Here is a 23,352-nt window from a genome sequence, read left to right on the forward strand (position 1 = left end):
AGGCTTTATCCTAGCATATCTCTATATACTCAGAAGGGTGTTGTTTAAACTGATATCTTTATAAATATCATCACCAATACTGTTATTTAGCTAATAATCGGAATAACTTGTTCAACGATCTGCCCTGCTGTTTCACCCTGCTGGGATTTTTCCAGCCACTGCCACTCATCGGTTTTCATTCTCAGGAAATTGGAACAGCGCGTGCCATAAGCCGGACTTTGAATAAAGGTTGAAGACAACAACTGTTCCAGTTCATGTGAAATCCCGGTCTTCGGCAACAACTCCGGAATGATCTTGCGTTCATCTTCCAGAATATCCCAGACGGCATAATAAAGATCCAACTCAGGTATATCGGGATGCTGCATCATGGGCAGGAATTCCTGGGTAAAACGCTTGCGTAAGTGACGGGTCTTTTCCCAATGTTCAGTCAGCAAACCATTGGATACCACATATACACCATGTGCCAACACTTGCGGTGCTTCACCACGGTTGCTCATATAGACCGCCTGCTCTCGATCACCGACAAACAGGTTAAAGCCTGCATAGTCACATTGCTTTTTTTCCAGTTCTTGGGCAAACCGAATTGGTGTTAATTCAGATTCGAGAAAATCCTGAAGAATATGACCGCGTGAAGTCGGATAAGACTTTTGGTCCTGCCCATCTCTAAAATTGGTAATGACTGCCCAACGGCCCGCAGCAGTCACTCCCATCCAGGTACCACCAGACTGCAAATCCTGACCTGCAATAATTGGGCTATTTTGCCAGGCATGTAGGGCGGCTGTCGGACGCTGATAAAACTCATCCCGGTTTGAAATCAGACAAAGTGGCGTGTCATCCAGTACACGCCAGGCCAAGGCAACGATACACATAATTGATGCTCTAGATCTTTACACATTGAATGTACAACATTTTTCCCAAGTTTAGGCTAAAATCAGGACAAAACAGAAAGACAAAGGAAGATGCATGCTCAACTATCCCAATATTGATCCTGTAGCGATTTCGCTCGGGCCATTGCAGGTCCACTGGTATGGACTGATGTACCTGATGGCATTCTTATTTGCCTGGGGGCTGGCGACGTATCGCGCTAAACAACGCGGCTGGACATCAGATATGGTCTCGGATTTAATCTTCTTCGGGGCGCTTGGGGTGATTATCGGTGGCCGTGTTGGTTATGTATTTTTCTACGGTTTTTCCCAGTTTCTGGCAGACCCATTGTGGCTGTTCCAGATCTGGACAGGTGGCATGAGCTTCCATGGCGGTTTCCTAGGTGTAATCCTGGCGATGCTGCTCTGGTGTAAAAAATACAACATGACCTGGTTCCAGACTCTGGACTTTATCGCGCCGTGTGTACCGACCGGTCTGATGTTTGGCCGTATTGGTAATTTCATCGGCGGGGAACTGTATGGTCGTCAGGTGACTGACCCAAACTTTGCTTTTGGCATGATTTTCCCAACCGATCCACTCCAACTGGTTCGTCATCCATCACAACTGTATCAGGCACTTTGTGAAGGTCTGATTCTGTTTATTGTACTGTGGTGGTTCAGCTCTAAACCTCGCCCACGTATGGCAGTTTCTGCGCTGTTCCTGATTGGTTACGGCCTGGCACGTTTTATCGTCGAATTTTTCCGTGAACCGGACAATGGTCAATTGTTTATTGGCTGGATGAGTAAGGGACAATTCCTCAGCCTGCCAATGATTCTGATTGGCCTATGGATGATGTGGTATGCCTACCAGAAAAAAATTTATGACTGGGGTCCACAGAAAAACGTATAAGACATCCTGAACATATTGCGAGGCATCTGCCTCGCTTTTTTATATCTGAAATATGCTAAAGTGCAGATCAACTCTTTTGGATCTTCACGGTTGCCATGCTTGAATACTGGTTTAATCCGCAAATTTCTGTCATTAAAAAATTACTGATTTTTATCGTGATTGCCGTACTGACAGCAGTGCTGTACTGGATAGAACCTTTACCGCTGGATGCGATTCTGATGTTCGCCGGTACTGGAATTATTTTCCTGATCTGCCGTTATTGCAAAATTCATTTTGCTGCAAAGAATCCGACAGGCTTGTTCTATCGCATACTAACCTGGATTCCAATTGCCCTATTATTGGCATTAGTCTTCATGAATATGAAAGATGGCGAGATCCTCGTTGCAGGTGCACAAGGTATTGGCTTTATGGCGATTGCCATCTGCCTGTTTTCGCCACTCTCTTTAATGCATAAAAACACGGACACTCCACCGCCTCATGCTTAATTACTGGTATTCCGAACGCTGCACACGCCAGATCAGGCTGATCGTCTGTATCGCCACCTGTGCAGTGATTTATTACGCTTCTACCTTTGCAGAACTAAATACAATATTTGTCGGCATCAGCCTGGCAGTTGGGATGCTTAGTCATGGTTTACGTACAGTCGCCTTGAAACTGCCTGAGCAGAATCCCTATCGGGAAGGTTTTACACGACTGTTTTTCTGTATTCCGCTGATTGCCCTGATCACCCTGTTTGGCTATCTGCCTGAACAGCACAAGATAGCTTTAGGCATTCAATGCATTGGCTTCAGCGCACTTGGACTGTTTATCCTGTCTATTTACGGGAATCGTGCGAAACGCTTCGAAGATTGAACCATTTCGCAAATGCTAAGTCTAACTTCTAACTTAAAGGTGAGAATCCAGGCGGTAATAAGTGTATTTCACATCAGAATTACGATAAACCGCATAACCTGACTGTCTAAAATCCGATACCCATGCAGAACCTGAGTATGCTGCAATATGCCCATACTTATGCTTGGAAGTCCGGTCAATGATATAGATATCACCCTTTTTCGGACGGTCAAATGACAGGTTGATTTTGCGGTAGCCCAATTTCTGTAAGGTACTGCCCCAGTCAGCTGCTGCTACAGGATGATTCACAATTTTTGCACCTGAAGATTGCAAGCCGATACGAATACTGCGCGCACATTTCTGTGTACTGGTACTACGGGTAATGCCTTGCAGATAACTGGTGAATTTTTCAATATTAAAACGCTGACCATTCATCGCACTAAAAGTCTTGCGTGATTCAGAACTTGTATTACGAGCTGATTCAGAGCTGTTACGCTGAGGCTGACGTTTAGAATTTTGTCCCGACTGGGAACGAATTATGACGTTCGCTTGAACAGGAGCATGAACTTCACTCATATTCACTTGATGATCATAAATCATATTAAACCAAGTACTCCTCGCCCTTAAGCAGGCGTTCATATCTTTTGAAAGGCCCAAATACTAGCCCCATTAATGTTATTTTTCACGTTCAAAATGTAAATAAATTTATCAATATTTAACTGATTAAATTTAAGCCATTATTCTGCATAGAATTATTTAAATGTATTAATTTACAAAATTTTTTATTATTAAATTTTATTGAATAATAAATTAATTAATCGACATGTTTTTAAGCAATAAATTATAAAAATATGACTAGATTCCGACCTACTTAACATTTCTTGTATATGCTCTACCCATTCCCATCTCATTGAAAACAAACACAACATTTCACTACATGATTACATCTTTTCTTTAGCAGCTTCATGTTTAGACTGATTGAGCGAAAAAAAATGAACTGAAATAAAACGGAGAAAATAATGAATCATGATATCCCTACCGTTTCAAATTTTGATCTCACCAAATATTTAGGCACCTGGTATGAAATTGCCCGCCTCCCAATGAAACATCAACCTGAAGACAGCACTGATATTTCAGCTGTTTATAGCCTGAATGAAAGTGGTAGCGTACGTGTTCAGAACCGTTGTCTGGATGGTGATGGCAAGCTGGATGAATCCATTGGTGAAGCAACGATTGTAGATGCTGCCAATGCCAAACTTGAGGTCAGTTTCCTGCCAGAAGGTTTACGCTGGGTGCCATTTACCAAAGGAGATTACTGGGTACTAAAGCTGGATGCTAGTTATCAAACGGCTTTGGTCGGTGAGCCAAGCATGAAGTATCTGTGGCTGTTGCATCGCACCCCAACCATTGATGAAGCGACTAAGCAGGAATATCTGGCTTATGCACAATCGCTCGGTTATGACTTGTCTGATCTGATTGACACAGTACATACCGGCAAGCCAACAGCTTAAAGCAGGCAATAAAAAAGGCATCGATAATGGATGCCTTTTTTATTGCATTTTCTCTCTCCTCCAGTCACCTTCCCGGCGATGTGGAACTGAGAAAAAGTCATGATGAGCGCAATTTTAAGATGAAAGCGCCTTGAGATTATTATGAGATGTTATATAAAGCGGATCGGGAGTCTCTTTTTAATGCTGAACAGGAAATTGAGAAGTTAAAAAATTATTAGAACTCAAAGGTATTAATTCAAATCAGCTCACATAATAATATCGATAGCAGAAAATCACCTATCTTGTCTAGGAGGTTAAATCTCAATCAAGATAGGTGATTTTCTAAAGTTATATGTCAAGAATCAAAGTAAACGTGTTTGCTACCAATTCTCATTTTATTTTGATGAGATGTTTCTATACAGAAAATGGATACGCGATATGTTCATGATATTGATATCCTTCAACTTCAAAATCATCCAATGTCACCCATGTTTCAATATCTTCTAGACTCTTAATATCAGGATTGATATGAAGCTTAGGCGATGGATAAGGTTCACGTTTTAGCTGAACATCACGCATGAGTTGTAATTGATCTTCATAAATATGTGCATTTACTATCTTATGATATGCCTTTCCAGCCTTATGCCCTGTGATTTGGGCCATCAGAGCGAGTAAAGTAAAAACTTGAATTTGATTAAAGTTTTGACCTAAGGGCACATCACATGAACGTTGAGATGAGGTTAAATAAAGGGTATCCCCTACTAAAGAAAAGGTATGAGTATGCATACATGGGCGTAAGCATCCCATATCAAACTCACCTGGGTTATAAAAAGTTAGAATTTCACCACGATCATCAATTCCATTACGTAAGTCATCGTAAATTTTACGAAGTTGGTCAAACTCTTGACCTTCGGAGTTACGCCAATGACGTCCTTGAACTCCATAAACGCGCCCCATATCATCTTCACCTTTACGATGGGGGTTAGCTAACCAAGCTGCATTTTCGTTAGCATTCGCATTCCAAGTATTACAACCAATCGCTCTGAATTGAGCAGCATTGTCATACCCACGTAAGTAGCCTAGCAACTCTGCAATAGCTGCCTTCCAATAACTTTTTCGAGTTGTCACTAAAGGGAACTCATTTGCCCCTACATTGTATTCTAAATCAGCATTAATAACGGTTAAACAACGCTTTCCAGTTCGTTCATTCTCAACCCATACGCCTTCATCAACTATGCGTTGACACAAATCTAGATATTGCTTCATTTAACTACCTTAATTGTTATAGCTTAACAATCTGACTATTGCCTAATTTTAAGTAATTATCAAATTCGCTCAGCTAAATTAACTTCTCATCAGGTCACAATTTCTGTGGCATTTAAACAAAAAATTTCTCCCCAACGAAATCAATTCACATTATAGAGTTTAAGAGCCCTTTTTCACAAATCTATAAGTGATTATCCTAATTTTTGATTAACCAGCATACCAACAGACAAGGCACTTAAAAAAATAAAATATAATTATCAAATGCTTATAATAAATTCAAGTAACTTTTGGACTCCGAATTGATTAATCTTACACTTTCTTATAAACCTTAAAGTAGAATGCTGACTGCTCTATAACCATTAAGTTTTCTCATTGTTAATATGGATTTAAATTATCAGGCTAAAAAACTTTAAATTGGTTACTAACCTCAAAATCTATAATCGAGAAATCAATAAAAGAAGAATAGGTATTAAGCACATATTTGGCAGCACAAAACCTCTAAAATCTTTGTTGAGTGTTATCAAAATAGAGGCAAAAGACTTGGTTTGAGATTCAATTTAATCACCGGAATCTATACATAAAAAGTGATTTACGAAAGAGAGTTCATATTTATATTTCGCTATTCTATAAAAATAAACTAGAGGTAAAATTATGATTTTCTTTTAATTTAATTCATGATTTAAATAATTAAAATGTACATAATTTGGTATTGAAATCCATCTACAAAGAGAGCATAAGGATGACTTAACCACTAGTAAAAAATAAGCCATCCTACGCTGAATTCTTCATAAACTATGCTAAAAATACAGTGCTTGTTTTCTTGTTTGAATACCGCATATTGCGAATAGACTATGCGACTTTTGCCGCTATACCATTTCGACCAGGAAAATCTTTAGCTAGTTCACGTGCATTCGACATTTTCAACCATAAACGTAGGAGTTTTCTACGCTGACTCTGCTCTTCAAAATCTTCAAATGCTGTTCTTGAATGCATGACACTATAATTGTTACAGAACTGCATATCTCCTGGTTCAAGCATCATGTCTAGTCGAAGATCAGGATTATTAATAAAATGATCAAAAATATCAAATGCTTGCTTTTGTACACTAGAAAGTGGTATGCCGAGACGCTCATGCCCTAACTCGATATATGCTCGCATATATCGGCAGCTTAATTTACCTTCCCAATAGCTAAAAATGGGCGTTAAACTTGGCTCTGGATCACCTAAATGATCACAATAGGTCGGATGATAGTAATAACCGAGATATTCAGGGTATTTTTCCAAAATTTGATTATATACAGTGGCTGCACTAACTAGACTGCTAAGCCCGCCTTGCTTTGCTTTACGAATCGATAATAGACCAACGACATCGGACAAATCAGTGTGATATGGAAGATAGGCATTGGTTTCATATACACGTGTTGACTTATTCTTTAAATCACCTACATTTTCAACCTTGCCAAGTAAATCACCATGTGCGTTTTGTGTGACAGGTTGCCCCATATATAAACCAATCACAAAATACAGCGTAGCCATTTGATCTTCAGAATAACGGTTAACATCTAATCCTTTTAAAAGGAAGAATCCATATCCATTTTCTAATTCGTCTGACCATTTGGAAAATTCCGCCAGAATTCCTGGATCTTTTACGGTCAGATGCTCATGATTGATCTGTGCTAGCATAAGTTTTTCCGATTCTATATAAGTTAGATTTTCATCTAAAGCCTGAATTGCATTTGCTGACAAATGATAAATCCAGTCATCTTTATGGATTAGATCTTTTCCAACCCATGCAGTTCTTTCTTGGATTGGTGTTGTCAAAATAATATTTTTATTAAGATTAGATTCCATTGTTACGCTCCCCCTATTCTTTAATGGTTTTCTTGCATTTTTCTGACCATGGCATTGAAAAATTTATCGGCAAAACTACTTTCCTTGATCAGCATTTGTGTGAGGTCTGCACACTTTTGCTGTACTGTTTCAGTCAAATGAACATCTTCTCCTTGCATTGCGTCTGCCTGACACTGAATTTCCGCTGCACGCTGTACTGTCCAGAGCAAGAAAAATGCTTTTTCAATACTGCTTTCACCGACAGCCACACCATGATTACGTAAAACCAAAATATGATGATCGCCTAAACTTTCAATCATGCGCTGTTTTTCGTCTTCGAAAAGCGTAATACCTTCAAAAGTGTGGTATCCAATTCGACCATATAGCTGTGCACCATAGAAATTATCGTATTTAAAGCCCTGCTTTTTTTGTGTAATCGCACTAATTGGTGTTGTATGGGTATGGATCACACAGCGGATATCATCGCGGGCACCATGAACCGCACTATGAAGAGCAAAACCTGCAGGATTGGCATCATATTCGGAAGGCATTACTTTATTGCCTTTTAGATCCACTTTTAATAGATTTTCAGGGGTGATTTCTGTGTAATTGAGACCAAATGGATTCACTAAATAATAATGTTCATCACCTGGTAGACGAGCAGAAATGTGGTTAAAAATCGTCTCTGTCCAGCCAAAAAAATCAATAAGATGATAACAATGAGCAAGCTTTACTCTGAGTTGCCATTCAGTATCTGAAACATTTAAAGGATTTACAGTTGAATTCATGATGCAGCTCCTTCTTGCTTAAGTGATTGTGTGCTAAGAAATTGAGTAAGGTCGTAAATACAGCGTGTCATGGGCATTTCACAGCCATAAACTTCAGCAAGTTCAAAAACTGCGTCTGCAATACTTTCTAATTCCAGCCGATGTTTTTTTTGATAGTCGTACCACATGGACGTATAGGTTGCGCCCATTTCTGTACCAAGTTTCAAAAAAGTAGTGGGATCAATAGTGATACGGGCGCCATAACACGCTGCGACTTGCCTAACCTCTTGGGTGATAGCACGTGAGATAGGATGTAAATATGGATGAGAATAAATTTGGTCTAGGCTGGTATTGGCTACTACTGAAAGTGGGTTAGAACTCAGATTAGCCATCACCTTAGTCCAAATTTGATCACGAATTGTTTCAACTGGTCGAGCTTCAATATTGGTATCCACAAACAGTTCAATAAGTTGTTTTAATCGATTACTAAGTTGATGGTCTGGTTCACCAAAAATCAACAAATAAGGATTAATAGACTTCACTTTTCCAGGTTGCAATAATTGTGCAGTAATAAAAACAACTGACCCGATTAAATTCTTCAAAGGAAATTGTGTTGATAATTGCGCATTGGAATCTAAGGATTTGATATAAGTCTTTTCACTTGAATGCTCTATTCCATAAAAATACCAGAATGGAATTCCATTCATTAATGGAACAATCACCGTATCATCATGCAATAAAGCTTTTAACTGCGGTGTAATCTCAGCCAAGGCATGAAATTTGGTTGCAATAAAAATATAATCCTGTGGTTCAAGTTCACTCACATCACTCACCACACGGTAAGGTCGGATGTGGTGATGACCGGTGAGATCTTCAAGATGGATACCCTCTTGAGAAATCACATGATAGTTTTCCCCACGTGCAATCACGCTGACTTGATGGCCAGCCAGGGTCAATCGAACAGTCAATACGCTTCCTATCGCACCTGCTCCATAAACCAATATCTTTTTAGCTGATTGTTGCATCATCGCCTCCTTTATTGCCGAGTTGCACCCAACAGTTGCGATTAAACCGCCAGAATATCTTGGTGCTTACTATTAATGCCTAAATAGCTTTCAATGATTCTTGGATCTTCAACAAGCTCACTGCCCTTCCCTTGCATAGACAACTCGCCCATTTCAAGTACATAGGCATAATCAGCAAGTTTTAAGGCTGCACGTGCGTTTTGTTCAACCAGTAAAATTGAAACACCTTGACCACGTAATTGATCGATCACTTTAAAGATTTCACGTGTAATAAGTGGTGCTAAGCCCAGACTCGGTTCATCTAACATCAGGAGTTTAGGCTTTGCCATTAATGCACGTCCTACAGCCAGCATCTGTCGCTCACCGCCTGAAAGTGTACCCGCCTCTTGTCCGCGACGCTCTTTGAGACGTGGGAAAATGGTATAGACCTCATCCAAGGTATCTTTCAAAGAACGATCACCTTGACGATAACGCTGGAACGCGCCAAGCATAAGGTTATCTTCGATACTCATAGAACCAAAAAGCTCGCGTTTCTCTGGAACTAAGCCTAAACCTCTGACCACCATAGTTTCAACTTGTGGCCCTTGTTCAATATGCCCATCAAAATCGACCTGTCCTTTAGAACTTAATAGTCCCATGATTGCGGACAATAGAGTGGTTTTACCAGCACCATTTGGACCGACCACTGAGACGATCTGACCTTCATTGACGCGCATATTAAAATTCATCAAAGCTTCAACTTTGCCGTAGGCAACACTCAAGTTTTTTACTTCGAGTAAAGATTTACCTTGATCATTTTGATTTGTATTTATGAGTGTCATGCCACACCTCCAAGATATGCTTCTAGAACAGCCTCATTTTTTTGGATTTCTTCCGGTAAGCCTTCAGCAATTTTTTGACCGAATTCCATCACGACAATGCGATCTGCAAGGTTCATGACAAAGTCCATGTCATGTTCAACCAATAAAATAGCCATACCTTGTTCACGTAATCTGGAAAGTAATTCTGCTAAGGCTTGTTTTTCCTTAAAACGTAAGCCTGCTGCAGGCTCATCAAGGAGTAATAAACTTGGGCTTGCACATAAAGCACGTGCAATTTCGAGAATACGCTGTTGTCCAAGTGCCAAACTGCCTGCTTCAGCATATAAATAGTCACCTAGACCAACACGTTCGAGTTGAGTTTTAGCTTCGTTTAACAAGATATTTTCTTGTTCACGATCTAGATAAAGCATGGAGGATAAAACCCCTTTATCACCACGCAAATGTGCCCCAATCGCGACATTTTCCAAAACGGTCATTTCAGGCAAAATTTTGACATGTTGGAAAGTTCGACTTAAACCTAATTTGGCAATTTCACGAGAAGCTATTCCGTTGGTTTTTTTACCCTGGAATATTACTTCTCCGCTGGTTGGAACATCTACACCGGAAATTTGGTTAAACATGGTACTTTTACCAGCACCATTCGGACCAATGAGTGCCAGTACTTCACCGGCATGAATTGTTAAATTCATATCGTTATTGGCAACAAGACCACCAAACTTTTTGGTAATGTTTTTCGCTTCAAGAATCACTGTTCCTTTTGCAGGAATTTCGGTTTCTTTCAATGTATTTTCGACGGGTTGGATCGTCGGATGAATATCAACTGGTTTAAAACGACTTGGCGTATATTTAACAATAAATGCCCAAAGACCAGCAGGTGCTTTTTGCATCAGAATAATAATGATCAAACCAAAGAAAATGGTTTCATAATGACCTTCACTGCCAAAAATGATTGGCAAAATATCCTGAAGCCATTGACGAACCATAGTAAAAATACCCGCACCCAGTATTGCTCCCCAGATACTTCCCACACCACCTAAAAGTGCCATAAATAAGTAGTCAATACCCATTTGTAATCCAAATGGAGTTGGGTTAATAAAGCTTTGGGTATGGGCATACAGCCAACCTGAAACAGAGGCAAATAAAGATGCCGTAATAAATACCATCATTTTTGAACGGAAAGTATTTACGCCCATCGACTCAGCCATGAGCTGTCCACCTTTCAGGGCACGTATCGCACGTCCTTCACGTGAATTAAGTAAGTTCTTCGTAATAATGATTGCGCCGAACAAAATTAACCAAATGAGATAATAGATTTTGTTGCTGCTATCAAAGGCATAACCTGCCATAGAGATACTAGGGATATTTGAAATCCCGGAATGCCCACCCAAAGATTCAATGGTCGAGAAGAAGTAATAAAGTGAAATGCCCCAAGCGATTGTGCCTAAAGGTAGATAATGCCCTGATAATTTAAGGGTTAGACCACCCACAAGAACTGCTGATACCAGCGTAATAACAATACCTAACAAGAGTCCTAACCAAGGATTACCCCCTGTCCACGCCAAAAACGAAGGAAGCTGTTCGGTCACTGTTAAATACGCAGTTGCGTATGCACCAATACCAACGAGGGCTGCTTGACCGAAACTGGTCATACCACCAACACCCGTCAGGAGCACTAGACCTAATACAACCAGCGCATTCAAACCAATGTAATTCAGTAAGGTCACTTGATAGGTTGGTAGAAAAAATGGACTCACAAATACCACTAAGGCAAAGGCTAAAAATAAATATTTAGATTTCATTCTTCATCCTCCTCGACGTGACGAGCAGTCAAAGATTTCCAGAGTAAGAAAGGAATAATGAGTGTGAAGACAATAATTTCTTTGTAGTCACTTGCCCAAAACATAGAGAAAGCTTCAATGAGTCCGACAACTAAAGAACCTATTGCTGCAACGGGGAAGCTAATCAAACCACCGATAATAGCGCCTACAAATCCTTTAAGGCTAATCACGAAACCTGAATCGTAATAAAGCGTCGTAATAGGCGCGATTAATATGCCCGAAAGGGTGCCAATGAAAGCAGCCAGAATAAAAGTCAATTTACCTGCAAAAATTGGTGAAATACCCATAAGCTGAGCACCGACACGATTCACTGCTGTTGCATGTAAAGCTTTTCCATATAAGGTTTTTTCGAAGAAATACCACAATAAAAAAATTAAAATAAAGAATGCTGCAATAATCACTAGTGTTTGACTATTGACCATCAAGCTACCCAATTCAAATGTTGCATCACTGAAAGGTTGAGTTTGAGCGCCATTCGGCCCAAAGATCAGTAATCCGATACCCACTAAAACCACATGAACAGCAATAGAAACAATTAAAAGGACTAATGGTTTAGCAGCCACTAAAGGCTGGAAGAAAGTTCGATAAAGTTGCGGACCAAGTGGAGTAATGACTGCAAGCGTTAATATAACTTGCCACCACATTGAAAGTTCAGCTAAAGGTAATTTGTACATCGCAGCAATAATGAGCCCGAAGTAAATTGCACTGAATAATGTGACTTTATGATTAAAGGTTGCGTTATGTTTGAATTTTGCATACAGATCTAAAACCGTATTGATGCAAAATAGCGCAGCAACTAGCCAAACGATTAAACTAGGATGACCTGCTTGAATCGAAGCTAATGTTAATGCGCCAAAAACTGAAAATTCACCTAAAGGAATCAATAAAATACGTGTGACTGTAAAGACTAAGATGATGCATAAAGCCAATAATGCATAAATTGCACCACTGGTTATCCCATCCTGTCCAAGAATTAATGCGATATTCAAATCCATAACATCTTCCTAACCATTCTTGCGGATGAATCATCCCAAAGTGATGAATGAATCATCACTTTTGGGTAGTTATTGAATAATATTTAAAAAATGAGGAATTACTTGAGAAGTTTCCACTGACCGTTCTTAACAATAATTAACTCACGACCACGTTTATCGAATCCGCTATGGTCTTTGGCATTCATGTTATAAACACCTTGCGTACCTGCTACTTCTTTTGTATTTTCAAGTGCTTGGCGTAGTTCCTTACGGAATTGAACTGTGCCCGGTTTTGCTTTTTTCAAGGCTACTGGAATCGCCTTTTCTAGTAGCAAGCCAGCATCATAGACATTGGCACCAAAGGTTGCAGGAACCTGTTTATATTTTGCTTTATAGTCATTGATATATTTCAATGCCACTTTTTTCGAAGGATGCGTATTAGGCACTTCGTTAATAACCAACATTAAACTTGCAGCTAAAATCGTATTTTCTACTTTCTTGCCACCAAGTTTTAGATACTGATCCAGTGCAGCACCATGCGTTTGGTAGACTTGCCCACGATAACCTCGATCATAAAGTGCCGCTTGTGGTGGAACGGCAGAGCTACCAGGCGCGGCAACTAAAATCGCTTGAGGCTTTTGACTAATAAGTTTTAAAGCTTGCCCTGTCAAAGAAGTATCTTGACGTTGGAAAGACTCTTTAGCGACAATCTTAATGCCATGTTTTGCAGCAAGGTTTGCAAGTACCTTACCCCAGTTCTCACCATACGGATCCGCTGTTCCAATAAAACCTAAGGTTTTAATTTTACGCTTCACCATATCCTGAACGAGAGCTTCTGCAATAATTTCATCGTTTTGTGTAGTTTTAAAAACCCATTTCTTCTGTTCATTCATTGGTTGAACAATTGAAGAGGTACCTACAGGAGCAAGAAGTGGAACTTGTGCTTTAGCAATTGTTCCAATGACTGCAGTTGCATTCGGTGAACCTGATGGACCGATAATTGCGTCAACCTTATTTTCTTTAATCAGCTTTTCAACAGCTTTTACAGATGCTGTGGGATCACTTGCATCATCAAGTGAAATATAACGCACATTTTCATTACCAATTTTTTTAGGTAATAAGGCAATACTGTTCTTCTGCGGAATGCCTACCATTGCAACTGGACCAGATGATGACGTGACAACGCCAATTGTAATATCTGCTTGCGTAGTACTTGCGGCAGCAATGACACAGCTTGCCATCAATAGTTTTTTAAAATTCATCTGTATCTCCATTATTCAGATTATTCTGTCTTTTTTAGTACTTAGAATTTATAGGTGTAAGTAGTGATAATTCGGTTTTCAACGAAATCTGTGCCTGGTGTATTACCTGCGCCATATTTTGTGGTTGTGTCGATATAACGCCATTCCAAACCTAGCCCTTTGAATGTGCCTTGAGGAACGGTGTAGCCTAAAATGAAGTTGGTTTCAGTTTCTTCATTATCTTTAAATCCAGCACGAGCAATATCGCTACCATGCAAGTAACGTGCTGTCGCACGCAAACCTGGTACACCTAGTGCTTTAAAGTCGTATGAATAAAGAATGTGATAGGTCAACTCTTCTGGTTTAATAAATCCAAGTAATGACCATGTATGTAAAAATGGTTGAGGTGCATAACCTGCCAATGTTGGGAACGGGCTATCGCCTTTATTTTTTTGCACACCTGCTGTAATAGTATGTGGACCGTTGTTTAAATTGGCTTGTATACCAAAAGTTTGGCTGTCGATGTTACCGTAATAAGCATCACCCGCTTCACTGTTATTAAAATAACGTGCATCAAATTTCACCTTACTCTCACCGATTGTGGTGTTATAAGCAGCATTTAAATAATGCTGTTGATAGATATCTTCTAATTGACCATACCAATATGCACCCGTGACACTTGGAGTAAAGTTGTAGTCCAGCCCCAAGTAATTTAGACCATCACTTTCAAATCGCGGACCATTCGGTGCAAATAAACTGAGTTTTTCAAATGAATCATCATTACGAGCATTAATATGGGTAATGCGTCCTAGAGATAGCTTCAAGTTATCAATCGCTTTAGTTTCAAGTGCCACACCTGCATAGGTTGTCACCAGTTGGCGTGAATCATCAATAAATGCCACTGGAGTACGTGGCATAAGCTCACCAATACGCAATTCAGAATCTTGATATTTAAGCTTAAGCGTTGCACCTAACTTATGATAGTGATTCACCTGTTTTCCATCTTCAAATGGCAAAACGGTATCTGGGCGCTCTTCATTTCGATCAGACAAACGAAGTGCGTAATTTGCCGTGAGATCAAGACCTACTTGCAGTGGGGTCTCCGTATAACCAGATGAAAATTTAATACCTGCTGCTTGAGACCAACTGCCAATGTCAGGTTGAGCACTATCAAAATCTCGTTCTAAATAAAAATTTCTAAAGTTTAAAGATGTTTCACTATCTTTGACAAAATCAGCATATGCAACACTGCTACAGCTCAATGCTAATAATGTGTAGGCTGATATAAATTTGAGACGATTTTGTTTCCCCACTTTGACTGCTAATTCCATTATTTAGACCTTTTTATCAAATTAATTTTTATTCTCACTGGCGCTTTTTTAGCTGGCGAGAAATGTATTCCATTGCAGAACTCTCAGCATATTTAAGTTTCCAATACTTAATGATGCTCTTTGATTCTTTTATAATTCCATAGAAAATTCAATTATCTTATAAGTATATTAATATACTTAAAATAAAGAATATTCAATGTAATTTGCAATAATTAAATTAAGCGAATTCCATGCCAATTTAAAATTTTTACGTGATTTTTATTCTTTTTTACAACAGTGATATCTATATTATACTTTTCTATAAATATCACTAACTTATACCTTTAAGAAAAGCGTTTTTACGACTAAATTCCGGCAATATCTCTCAATATTTTAGTGAAATTTTCTTTTTCAATTTCACTATATTTTGAGAACACCTCATTTTGGTGCCTATTTGCGATATCAAATAGAGTATGTGCAGTTTCTTGCCCTTTTTCAGTGAGTTGGAAGAATTGCTCGGTTTCAATTAATAGACCATCTTTTTTCAGGATTTCTGCAGCCTGTTCTACTTGCTGCATTGGCATAGCAATATCACGAGGTAAATCTGCTTTGCTTGAAGTTGTACCACTACCCAACACTAACAGTAAGCGAGCCTCACTGGTTCTAAAACCACTACCCAGTTGTTTAGGAATATAATCATTTTGGTAAAACTTAAAAGCGCGACTCATGAGATAGCAAACATTCTGGTTTAAATAACCGTGATGCATCTTGCCCAATTCACTTTCTTGGATGGACTGTTTCAATTGAACCATGGGATGCGGTGTGACAGCGGAATAAGCTCCTTGATGGTATACCAGTGGGCTACGACCTTCATCATGGAAAGCCACAACTTTACCAATAATAATCCAGTGATCTCCACCTTCAATAACTTGATGACGCTCACACTCAAAAACAGCTGAACAGTTGGCTAAAATTGGGGCATTGCCCTTGCCTGGTTCGTAGTTCACACCATCAAACTTATCTGCAGTACGGCGTGCAAATTTGTTCGATAATTCAATTTGGTTTGCAGATAAAATATTTACCGCAAAATGTGTTGCTTCAGAAAAAACTGAATAGCTTGAAGATTTTTTATCGATACTCCACAAAATAAGTGAAGGATCAAGTGAAACGGAGTTAAAACTATTGGCTGTGACCCCGACTTTCTCACCCACTGAATTTTGTGCTGTCATAATGGTAACACCAGTCACAAAGTTACCTAGAGCACGTCTGAATTTCATTGGATCAACGCTATACTGCGCTTGTGATAATGTAGACATAATATTCTTTCCTTTTTATTCCTAAAGTCGGATCTTAAATATCTAAGACCAGACGAGCAGATTTAGAACGAGAGCAACATACTAAGATTTGTTCATTCTCTGCTTTTTCTTCATCCGTTAAATACACATCACGATGGTCAGGTTCGCCTTCTAATACGTCACACAAACATGTACCACAGACACCTTGTTCACATGATTTTTCGATTTTGATGCCTTCTCTTGCTAATGCATCAATTAAGCTTTCATCCGCTGCAACTGTAATAATTTTATTACTTCGTTGAGCCACAACTTCAAAGGTATCGCCAGTAACATCTATTTCTACGTTGAAATATTCTTTATGGATTTGCTGATCTATAAATTGATTTGCCTTCGCTAAATCGATTACCCAATCCATAAAGCCATTCGGACCGCAAGTATAAATATGTGATTTAGTATCGAGCTGTTTAAAATGGTCTGTCAGATAGTCACGGTGACGTGCACCTTCGGCTTTAAAATGGAATTGTGTAAACTCACCCAGCGGACCATGTTCAATTTCTTCAACAAAAGCACAGCATTCACGACTACTTCCGCAATAATGCAATTCAAATGATTTACCTTGCGCTAGTAATTCATATGCCATCGTAATCAATGGTGTAATTCCGATGCCCCCACCAATCAATATCGAATGAGAAGCGTCTACGAGTGGAAATAAATTTCTGGGTGCACTCACTTGTAAATGCATGCCTGGTGTCAACTCATCAAATGCACAAGTTGACCCACCACGCGATTGTGGATCCTTTAAAATACCTAGACGGAAAATTCCAGTCTGCTTGGGATTCTGACATAGGGAATATTGGCGTATTAAACCATTTGGCAAATGCACATCGATATGTGCCCCTGCTTCTATACTTGGTAATGTAACGTTATTTGCTGAGGTGAGTTCTAGCACAGCAATTGTGCCACCCTCTACTCGGCGGCTTTGGAGTACTACATCAAATAATTCAGTCATATTTTCACCTTATACGCATTTAGCGCATAAATAAGCCACCATTAATGTCCCATGTTGCACCTGTAACAAAGGCCGCCTCTGGCTGAGCCAATAAAGCAATTGTCTGTGCTATAAAATGCATAGAACCAAGTTGTTGGACAGGAATATTGGTCACGAATTTCTCGAGATTTTTTTCGCCGACAACTTGACGAACCATTGGTGAATCCATTGGACCTGGCGCAATTGCATTTACAGTCACTCCTTGTGCTGCAAACTGCTTAGCAAAAATTTTGGTCAATGTTGTAATGGCACCCTTAGATGCGGCATAGTGTGCACCCGTTGCAGTTCCGCCATTTTGACCCGCCAGCGAAGACAGGTTGATCATACGGCCATAGCCTTTACTTGCCATGTATTGACCAAAGACTTGGCAGGCAGTGAACGTACCTCGTTGATTGACTTGACAGACCCAGTCAAATTCTTCTGCTGTAATTTCAAGTACCGGCGTCGCTTTAGTCACTGCTGCATTATTCACTACGACATCTAAACGCTGAAAATTTTGCTCAATAAATACAATCGCATTTTTAAAATCAGCACACTCTGCTATATCCAGTTTCAAAACAGACATATTTGCCAAAAATTGACTTTTAGCAATATTTTGCTGAGCGAGCTCAGGATTCATGTCTGAGACGATAACCTGATAATCTAATGATGCAAAATGTTCTGCAATCGTCCAACCTAAACCTGATGCTGCACCTGTAACTAAAGCGACTTTTTTCATCTTCACTCCATTACAAGATATAGCTAATACCAGCTAAGGTATCAGTTGAGTTAATTAAATTAATGATTTTACGACGGATCTTAAAACCTTGTTCTCCATCGCGAACTAAATGATAAGTAACGTCTGCGGTATAATGACGCAAGTTTTCTTTACGGAATTCGCGTAGGTTTTGCGCACAACGTAATACGATTTCATTGTTGTCATTTTGAAGAATATGGACACGTGATAAGCTACGAATTGTAGTGGCCTTCGGTGAAGTTGAAATTGCTTCACCATTTTCTAAACGCTCTACACGTAGCTGACGCATATGGTGATTGTCATAGGCATAGTTCAGATGATTTTCATAATCGGTTAATGCAGGATCAATCGGGATAATATAGAGACCTTGCTCTTCCCACAGTGATAACCATGTCCGATACTCGGAATGATCAAGCATGTCAGCTTCTGACCAGATAAATGCTGTTACTTCATTCACTAAATTCACATCAATTTTCATTGCATTCTCCTTAGACCGTCATCATCTTTTTCCACTGCTGGTAAGCAGCACGCATGCCTGTTTCCGCACTTACATCACTCTTCAAGCCATCTTCAGTTTTGATTTCGCCTGGTAGACCACGATGTAACATGATCCAAAGATCATTGCCTGCACTTGAACCTTTTTGCACGCGTTCCCATGCTTCTGCATCATCAGGCGTGCCGAAACCAAATGGGCCTTGGAAATGTTCATGCAAACGTAAACGATATTGGTTGGCAATTTGTGGACCGCCATCCATAGTGATGACTGAATGATGAATTTCCGTTTTATCAACTGCTAAAGGCTGCATAACCCGGAAGAATGCCATTGAGCATGCGATATTTGGGAAAATATTCAGGTTAAAACCCGATCCACCCACTGCACGGCATATACGACGAACTTCGAGCTCTTCATGACCTTCGTTGCGTAGTGCTTGAGCAAGTTCTTCAAAGCGTTCTTGAATAGGGCGCTCCATTAACTCTTCTTCTAAATCAATAAGTTCTGGAATCATCACCATGACGCTGTGACCATTACCTAAATCTTCAACGTAACCCGGCTGATTTTCGAAGTTAAAGAGTTCTTCTGTTTTTTCATCAACTGAACTTAAGAAGGATTTGTGTACCAAGGGGAAGTGATACGCATCTGTTGTATTTTCAAGTTGGATTTTCCAGTTGCCCGGGAAAGTAAAACGATGTTCTCCTAAGACTTTAACTGGATAACCTGCACCTTGTTTCATAAATAAATCAATCCATTTTTTCGCAGGACCAAGGAAGTCTGCTAATGGTTCGATGTCTTGTTTGAAGGTTGCGAAGATCATGCCGTTATATTCTTCGACACGCAGACTCACCATTGGCAATTCTGATTTATCTAAGCATTCGCCATAACTTTCTGGAGACGGAACGCCACGTAATGTGCCATCCAATGCATAACTCCAACCATGATATGGACATACGAAGCTATTGGTTTTACCTTTTTTATGTTCACATACTGTTGCTGCACGGTGACGACAACGGTTTAGTAAAACGTGTACTTGTTTTTTACGATCACGTACAACTACAACAGGTTGTAAACCTATATTGATGGTTTTATAACTACCCGTATCTGGGATTTCACTGACATGTGCGACCCAGACCCAAGTATTATTAAAAATCTTATCCATTTCCTGTTCGAAAATAGCTGGATCTTTATAAAGTGATGTATGCACACGATCACTTTGGACTAATTCGTTGTAATCAAGTTCAATATTTTGTGTTGGAATAAGGCTATTCATATCTATTTCCTATTTTTTTTGACTAGTCTTAAGCTTGCATATCTGAGCTATGCGCTTGAGGTACAGGTAATTCAGCAGTGCTATTCCAGTGACCTACAGGACGACTAAAAATGTTTTCCGTTTGAAAGTGTTTAATCTGCCATTGCCCATTTGGGTTTTTATTAAATTGAACCGTTAACTTTGCAGCATTGAGATGGCTCTGATGGCTTTTAAAGGTAGAGGTCTGTAGCATTAACCAACTACCTTTTGCTGTCGTGCCATCTACATAAATCTGCTCGGAACTCAAAAAATGAGCGTTCATAAGAAAATGGGAATCTTTTTGTGTATAGCTTTTGAACATGTCGTAAATAGATTGCCACGTTGTATAACGTCCAAAACTTTTACTATATTTCTCACCAATACCTTCCCAAATACTGTCAGCAGCAAATAGCGCCATGAGCTCATCTAGATTTGTATTTGCATCTAAATTGTCACAAATTTCCATATAGCGATTAATACAATTTCGGATCGCATTAGCTGCTTCTAAATGCTCCACACGTTTAATCAATTGATTAAGATCTAATTCGCTGACATCCATAACACTACCTTCAAACGGTCTAAACTTAACGTTGGATAATCAATTCACGTCCTGTACGTGCTTCAATTTTGCAGTACTTCCACAACTTATAAGGACCTTCACCCACAAGTGTTGTACGCACTAAGTTACATGCCGCATGTACAGTTTCAATGTCAGGTACATCTGCGAGCAGATAAGTTGTCCAAGGAAAACCAGTACTTGGACCAACCATACTTTGGTCATCATCTAAATTGCCGTATACATGTACACCTGGTAGGTCATGAATACCATTCCACATTTCACCAAATGCTGCCCACACTGCTTTTGCTTCTTCTGGAGCAGCATCAAAAAAGTTTTGGTTAATGCCCATGCAGAATAAAACGCGTAAAGGTGATTTTTTTTCCATGAGATTTTTCCTTTTAGTTCATTTTAAAATGTGATCAATTTTGTCTTTTAAATTACAAATAGCCTGGAGTTGGTGGTAAGCCAAAGCTCATTGCTCCTGCATTTAATAATGTTGCATCCCCCATGAATGCATGTTGCGTCACCACATTTGCATCATTGACATAGCGGCTAAATGGGTTGTTGGTATAAATGGCTGTCATACCTGCTAGCATTTGTATTTTTCGTGCGACTTCGGCACTGGTTCTCGCTGCATGTGTACATGAAAGACGCATATTGCTGATTTGTTCAGGGCTTGGTTTTTCACCATTCAAAATTGCCTGCCAAGCATTATCCATCGTCTGATAGAACCAAGAACGAGCCGCTTGAAATTCAGCTTCAGCTTGAGCAAATTCGTACTGAGTAACAGGACGATTTGCGATTTCAGAACCACCTGTGATTGAAGCTTTTCCGGGCGCTAAAGCCTTAAATTCTTCCAGTGCTGCTGCTGCCACACCAATTCCAACCACAGTTAAAACTTGTGTCGCAAATGATAAAGATGGATATTTAAAAAAAGGTTCAGGTAAAGGTGAAGCCACCCCTCGAACAAATGTCCAGTCTTCACTTACTTCAACGTTATCAACAACAAGATCATGACTACCTGTGCCCTTTAAACCGACGGTGTCCCAAGTCATTTCAATTTTCAATTTGCTTGCAGGCATCACTGCAATTCGAGGTAGACCTGAAGCTTCATTGACTTTTTTCGGTGCAATTCCCACGCCGATAATGTCCGCCCCTAAGCATCCACTTGAGAATTTCCAACGGCCTTTGACTCTAAAACCGTTATCTGTGACCTCAGCAGGTTGTGGCGGAAAAATACCGGCAGCAAAAACCACATCAGGTCCATTTTGATAAATTTTTTCCAAAGTAGGGACTGGTAGACACCCTAAATAAGCTGGGCTCATTCCAAAACTTGCCACCCAACCTACGGATCCATCTGCCATTGAAATACGTTCAATACATTCACAGAATTGTCTTGGAGAACATTCATCACCACCAAAACGTGCTGGAACCAAAGCACGATAAATCCCAACTTCTTTTAATTTTTCGATAATATCTTGAGACACGTATCCCTGATCATCAAACTCGCCAGTACATGCACGTGTTTTAATTTCCTGACATAACGCTGTCATATCCGTTATTTCTATTTTTGATTTTTTTTCAGCTAAAGCGTTCATGAGCTAGCTCCTTGTGCAGATTTATTCGCATCTGAAATATATTTTGCTATGGCACAGAGTTGTTCATCTGCATGGTGTTTAGCGACCAGTTGCAACCCTACGGGTTGACCTTGTGCCGTTTCATAAGGAATAGTGATAGCCGGATGACCTGATAAATTAAAAGGTCTTACTAATGCCGTTAAATTTAGGAACGCAACAGTATTAGCAGCATCAACTACTTTAGGTGGAATCTGTGGAAGTGTTGGCAAACAGATCGCATCAAATTTTTCTAAGATGTCATCAATTTCTTTACGGAATTTTTCTCGAATTTGATTTGCATTATCGACTTGTTCCAGTGTTGTAGCAGATGCCTTAAGCAAACGCTGCTGAACATCATCTGCAATTTTTCCAGTCTCAGTTAAATGACCAAAGGCTTGCCATGTTTCATAATTAATCACATGCATGCCTGCTTCGAAAGCAGCCTTAAAAGACTCTGCTTTCACAACCTCATAAGCGATACTTGTATTTTCCAATTCCTGTAACAGAGTCGATTTCACGACTTCTTCTGCATCAACATCAAGTAGTGCTAAGCGTGGCGGCTTATTAATAAGAGGGAAAGGTTTGAAGGTTGGATCAATGCACTGCATTGCAAGTTCAATTGCATCTACAGAGTTTGCAAATGGACCTACACAGTCAAGTGACGTATCCTTAGGATGAACTCCGTTACGGCTAACGCGTGCGAAAGTCGGTTTTAGACCATATACGCCACAACACGCTGCTGGCATACGTATAGAACCACCTGTATCTGTACCCAAACTAAATTCAGCCAAATTTTCTGCAATGGCTGCTGCAGAACCACTCGACGAACCTCCAGGAATCAGTTCAGGATATTTAGGATTAGTTGGCGTTCCAAAATGATAGTTTATTCCTGTAATGCCATAAGCAAGCTCATGCATGACTGCCTTACCGACAATTTGACAATCATGAGCTAGTAAATGGTTTATCACATCTGCATTCTTTGTAGCTGGTGCTACATCAAGTAGTGCACAACTTCCCAAAGTTGTTCGCAATCCCTTAATATCAATTGAGTCTTTTATGATTACACGATGGCGGCCTGAACCGATTAACGTAGCTTCATATACACTATTCAATTCACTTTTCCATGTAATTTTATTAATTAAATCCAA

At 39.7% G+C, this 23,352-nt stretch carries 24 protein-coding genes; 4 read left to right on the forward strand and 20 right to left on the reverse strand.

The genetic code is table 11. The features are described 5' to 3' along the window. Positions 1 to 86: 86 nt before the first annotated feature. Positions 87 to 869 (reverse strand): NRDE family protein, encoded by a 783-nt coding sequence (locus F955_RS01150; protein WP_004890192.1) that lies wholly within the window; start codon positions 867 to 869, stop codon positions 87 to 89. A 94-nt stretch (positions 870 to 963) separates the two neighbouring features. Here F955_RS01150 and lgt point away from each other — a divergent pair, with 94 nt between their 5' ends. The 3 genes from lgt to F955_RS01165 all read left to right on the forward strand — a co-directional run bounded on the left by lgt (position 964) and on the right by F955_RS01165 (position 2,625). Beyond that, on the forward strand, positions 964 to 1,773 hold the full coding sequence (gene lgt, locus F955_RS01155) for a prolipoprotein diacylglyceryl transferase (protein WP_004813235.1): 810 nt from the start codon (positions 964 to 966) through the stop codon (positions 1,771 to 1,773). A 95-nt stretch (positions 1,774 to 1,868) separates the two neighbouring features. Continuing rightward, positions 1,869 to 2,258 (forward strand): hypothetical protein, encoded by a 390-nt coding sequence (locus F955_RS01160; protein WP_004890194.1) that lies wholly within the window; start codon positions 1,869 to 1,871, stop codon positions 2,256 to 2,258. After that, the gene (locus tag F955_RS01165) at positions 2,251 to 2,625 is read left to right on the forward strand and encodes a hypothetical protein (RefSeq protein ID WP_004890196.1); all 375 of its coding nucleotides are present in this window, start codon (positions 2,251 to 2,253) and stop codon (positions 2,623 to 2,625) included. Before F955_RS01160 ends, F955_RS01165 begins: the two co-directional genes overlap by 8 nt. Positions 2,626 to 2,658: 33 nt before the next feature. On the opposite strand, the gene F955_RS01170 is transcribed toward F955_RS01165, so the two are convergent. Beyond that, positions 2,659 to 3,204, reverse strand: a complete 546-nt coding sequence (locus F955_RS01170) for a CHAP domain-containing protein (protein ID WP_004890200.1) — start codon at positions 3,202 to 3,204, stop codon at positions 2,659 to 2,661. A gap of 419 nt (positions 3,205 to 3,623) precedes the next feature. Between F955_RS01170 and F955_RS01175 the strand changes: the two genes are divergently transcribed. Continuing rightward, a complete protein-coding gene (locus F955_RS01175) occupies positions 3,624 to 4,115 on the forward strand; it encodes a lipocalin family protein (RefSeq protein ID WP_004890204.1) in 492 nt (163 codons plus the stop codon). A gap of 393 nt (positions 4,116 to 4,508) precedes the next feature. Here F955_RS01175 and F955_RS01180 read toward each other — a convergent pair whose 3' ends face one another. The 18 genes from F955_RS01180 to F955_RS01265 form a co-directional block, all read right to left on the reverse strand. Continuing rightward, on the reverse strand, positions 4,509 to 5,360 hold the full coding sequence (locus tag F955_RS01180; RefSeq protein ID WP_004890206.1) for a thymidylate synthase: 852 nt from the start codon (positions 5,358 to 5,360) through the stop codon (positions 4,509 to 4,511). Between the two features lie 849 nt (positions 5,361 to 6,209). Beyond that, on the reverse strand, positions 6,210 to 7,211 hold the full coding sequence (locus F955_RS01185; RefSeq protein ID WP_004890210.1) for a TauD/TfdA family dioxygenase: 1,002 nt from the start codon (positions 7,209 to 7,211) through the stop codon (positions 6,210 to 6,212). Positions 7,212 to 7,231: 20 nt separating this feature from the next. Further along, positions 7,232 to 7,978: a class II aldolase/adducin family protein gene (locus tag F955_RS01190; RefSeq protein WP_004890211.1), complete on the reverse strand. Its 747-nt coding sequence runs from the start codon at positions 7,976 to 7,978 to the stop codon at positions 7,232 to 7,234. Next, positions 7,975 to 8,982 (reverse strand): ketopantoate reductase family protein, encoded by a 1,008-nt coding sequence (locus tag F955_RS01195; RefSeq protein ID WP_004890215.1) that lies wholly within the window; start codon positions 8,980 to 8,982, stop codon positions 7,975 to 7,977. Before F955_RS01195 ends, F955_RS01190 begins: the two co-directional genes overlap by 4 nt. 41 nt (positions 8,983 to 9,023) lie before the next feature. Continuing rightward, a complete protein-coding gene (locus F955_RS01200; protein ID WP_004890218.1) occupies positions 9,024 to 9,803 on the reverse strand; it encodes an ABC transporter ATP-binding protein in 780 nt (259 codons plus the stop codon). Beyond that, positions 9,800 to 11,602, reverse strand: coding sequence for a branched-chain amino acid ABC transporter ATP-binding protein/permease (locus F955_RS01205; protein ID WP_004890220.1), 1,803 nt, complete (start codon positions 11,600 to 11,602; stop codon positions 9,800 to 9,802). Before F955_RS01205 ends, F955_RS01200 begins: the two co-directional genes overlap by 4 nt. Then, positions 11,599 to 12,636 (reverse strand): branched-chain amino acid ABC transporter permease, encoded by a 1,038-nt coding sequence (locus tag F955_RS01210; RefSeq protein WP_004890222.1) that lies wholly within the window; start codon positions 12,634 to 12,636, stop codon positions 11,599 to 11,601. Before F955_RS01210 ends, F955_RS01205 begins: the two co-directional genes overlap by 4 nt. A 98-nt stretch (positions 12,637 to 12,734) precedes the next feature. Further along, on the reverse strand, positions 12,735 to 13,877 hold the full coding sequence (locus F955_RS01215; protein WP_004890224.1) for an ABC transporter substrate-binding protein: 1,143 nt from the start codon (positions 13,875 to 13,877) through the stop codon (positions 12,735 to 12,737). Positions 13,878 to 13,918: 41 nt separating this feature from the next. Then, positions 13,919 to 15,187, reverse strand: coding sequence for an OprD family outer membrane porin (locus tag F955_RS01220; RefSeq protein ID WP_004890227.1), 1,269 nt, complete (start codon positions 15,185 to 15,187; stop codon positions 13,919 to 13,921). Positions 15,188 to 15,531: 344 nt separating this feature from the next. After that, positions 15,532 to 16,482, reverse strand: a complete 951-nt coding sequence (locus F955_RS01225; protein WP_004890230.1) for a p-hydroxyphenylacetate 3-hydroxylase reductase component — start codon at positions 16,480 to 16,482, stop codon at positions 15,532 to 15,534. Between the two features lie 34 nt (positions 16,483 to 16,516). Beyond that, complete coding sequence (locus F955_RS01230; protein ID WP_004890233.1) at positions 16,517 to 17,470, reverse strand: PDR/VanB family oxidoreductase; 954 nt, start codon at positions 17,468 to 17,470, stop codon at positions 16,517 to 16,519. Positions 17,471 to 17,489: 19 nt separating this feature from the next. After that, positions 17,490 to 18,227 carry an SDR family NAD(P)-dependent oxidoreductase gene (locus tag F955_RS01235; protein ID WP_004890236.1) on the reverse strand — a complete coding sequence of 246 codons (738 nt, stop codon included), beginning with the start codon at positions 18,225 to 18,227 and terminating at the stop codon, positions 17,490 to 17,492. Between the two features lie 10 nt (positions 18,228 to 18,237). Further along, positions 18,238 to 18,723: an aromatic-ring-hydroxylating dioxygenase subunit beta gene (locus F955_RS01240; RefSeq protein WP_004890239.1), complete on the reverse strand. Its 486-nt coding sequence runs from the start codon at positions 18,721 to 18,723 to the stop codon at positions 18,238 to 18,240. A 10-nt stretch (positions 18,724 to 18,733) separates the two neighbouring features. After that, positions 18,734 to 20,011, reverse strand: a complete 1,278-nt coding sequence (locus tag F955_RS01245; RefSeq protein ID WP_004890242.1) for an aromatic ring-hydroxylating oxygenase subunit alpha — start codon at positions 20,009 to 20,011, stop codon at positions 18,734 to 18,736. A gap of 28 nt (positions 20,012 to 20,039) precedes the next feature. Next, positions 20,040 to 20,588: a nuclear transport factor 2 family protein gene (locus F955_RS01250; RefSeq protein ID WP_004890243.1), complete on the reverse strand. Its 549-nt coding sequence runs from the start codon at positions 20,586 to 20,588 to the stop codon at positions 20,040 to 20,042. 25 nt (positions 20,589 to 20,613) lie between these two features. After that, positions 20,614 to 20,973 (reverse strand): hypothetical protein, encoded by a 360-nt coding sequence (locus tag F955_RS01255; RefSeq protein ID WP_004890246.1) that lies wholly within the window; start codon positions 20,971 to 20,973, stop codon positions 20,614 to 20,616. A 52-nt stretch (positions 20,974 to 21,025) separates the two neighbouring features. Next, positions 21,026 to 22,186, reverse strand: coding sequence for an acyl-CoA dehydrogenase family protein (locus tag F955_RS01260; RefSeq protein WP_004890248.1), 1,161 nt, complete (start codon positions 22,184 to 22,186; stop codon positions 21,026 to 21,028). Continuing rightward, entirely contained in the window at positions 22,183 to 23,316 is a 1,134-nt protein-coding gene (locus tag F955_RS01265) for an amidase (RefSeq protein ID WP_004890250.1), read from the reverse strand. The genes F955_RS01260 and F955_RS01265 overlap by 4 nt, the downstream gene beginning before the upstream one ends. Between the last annotated feature and the right edge of the window lie 36 nt (positions 23,317 to 23,352).

The sequence above is a fragment of the Acinetobacter schindleri CIP 107287 genome (genome assembly GCF_000368625.1).
Classification (GTDB): domain Bacteria; phylum Pseudomonadota; class Gammaproteobacteria; order Pseudomonadales; family Moraxellaceae; genus Acinetobacter; species Acinetobacter schindleri.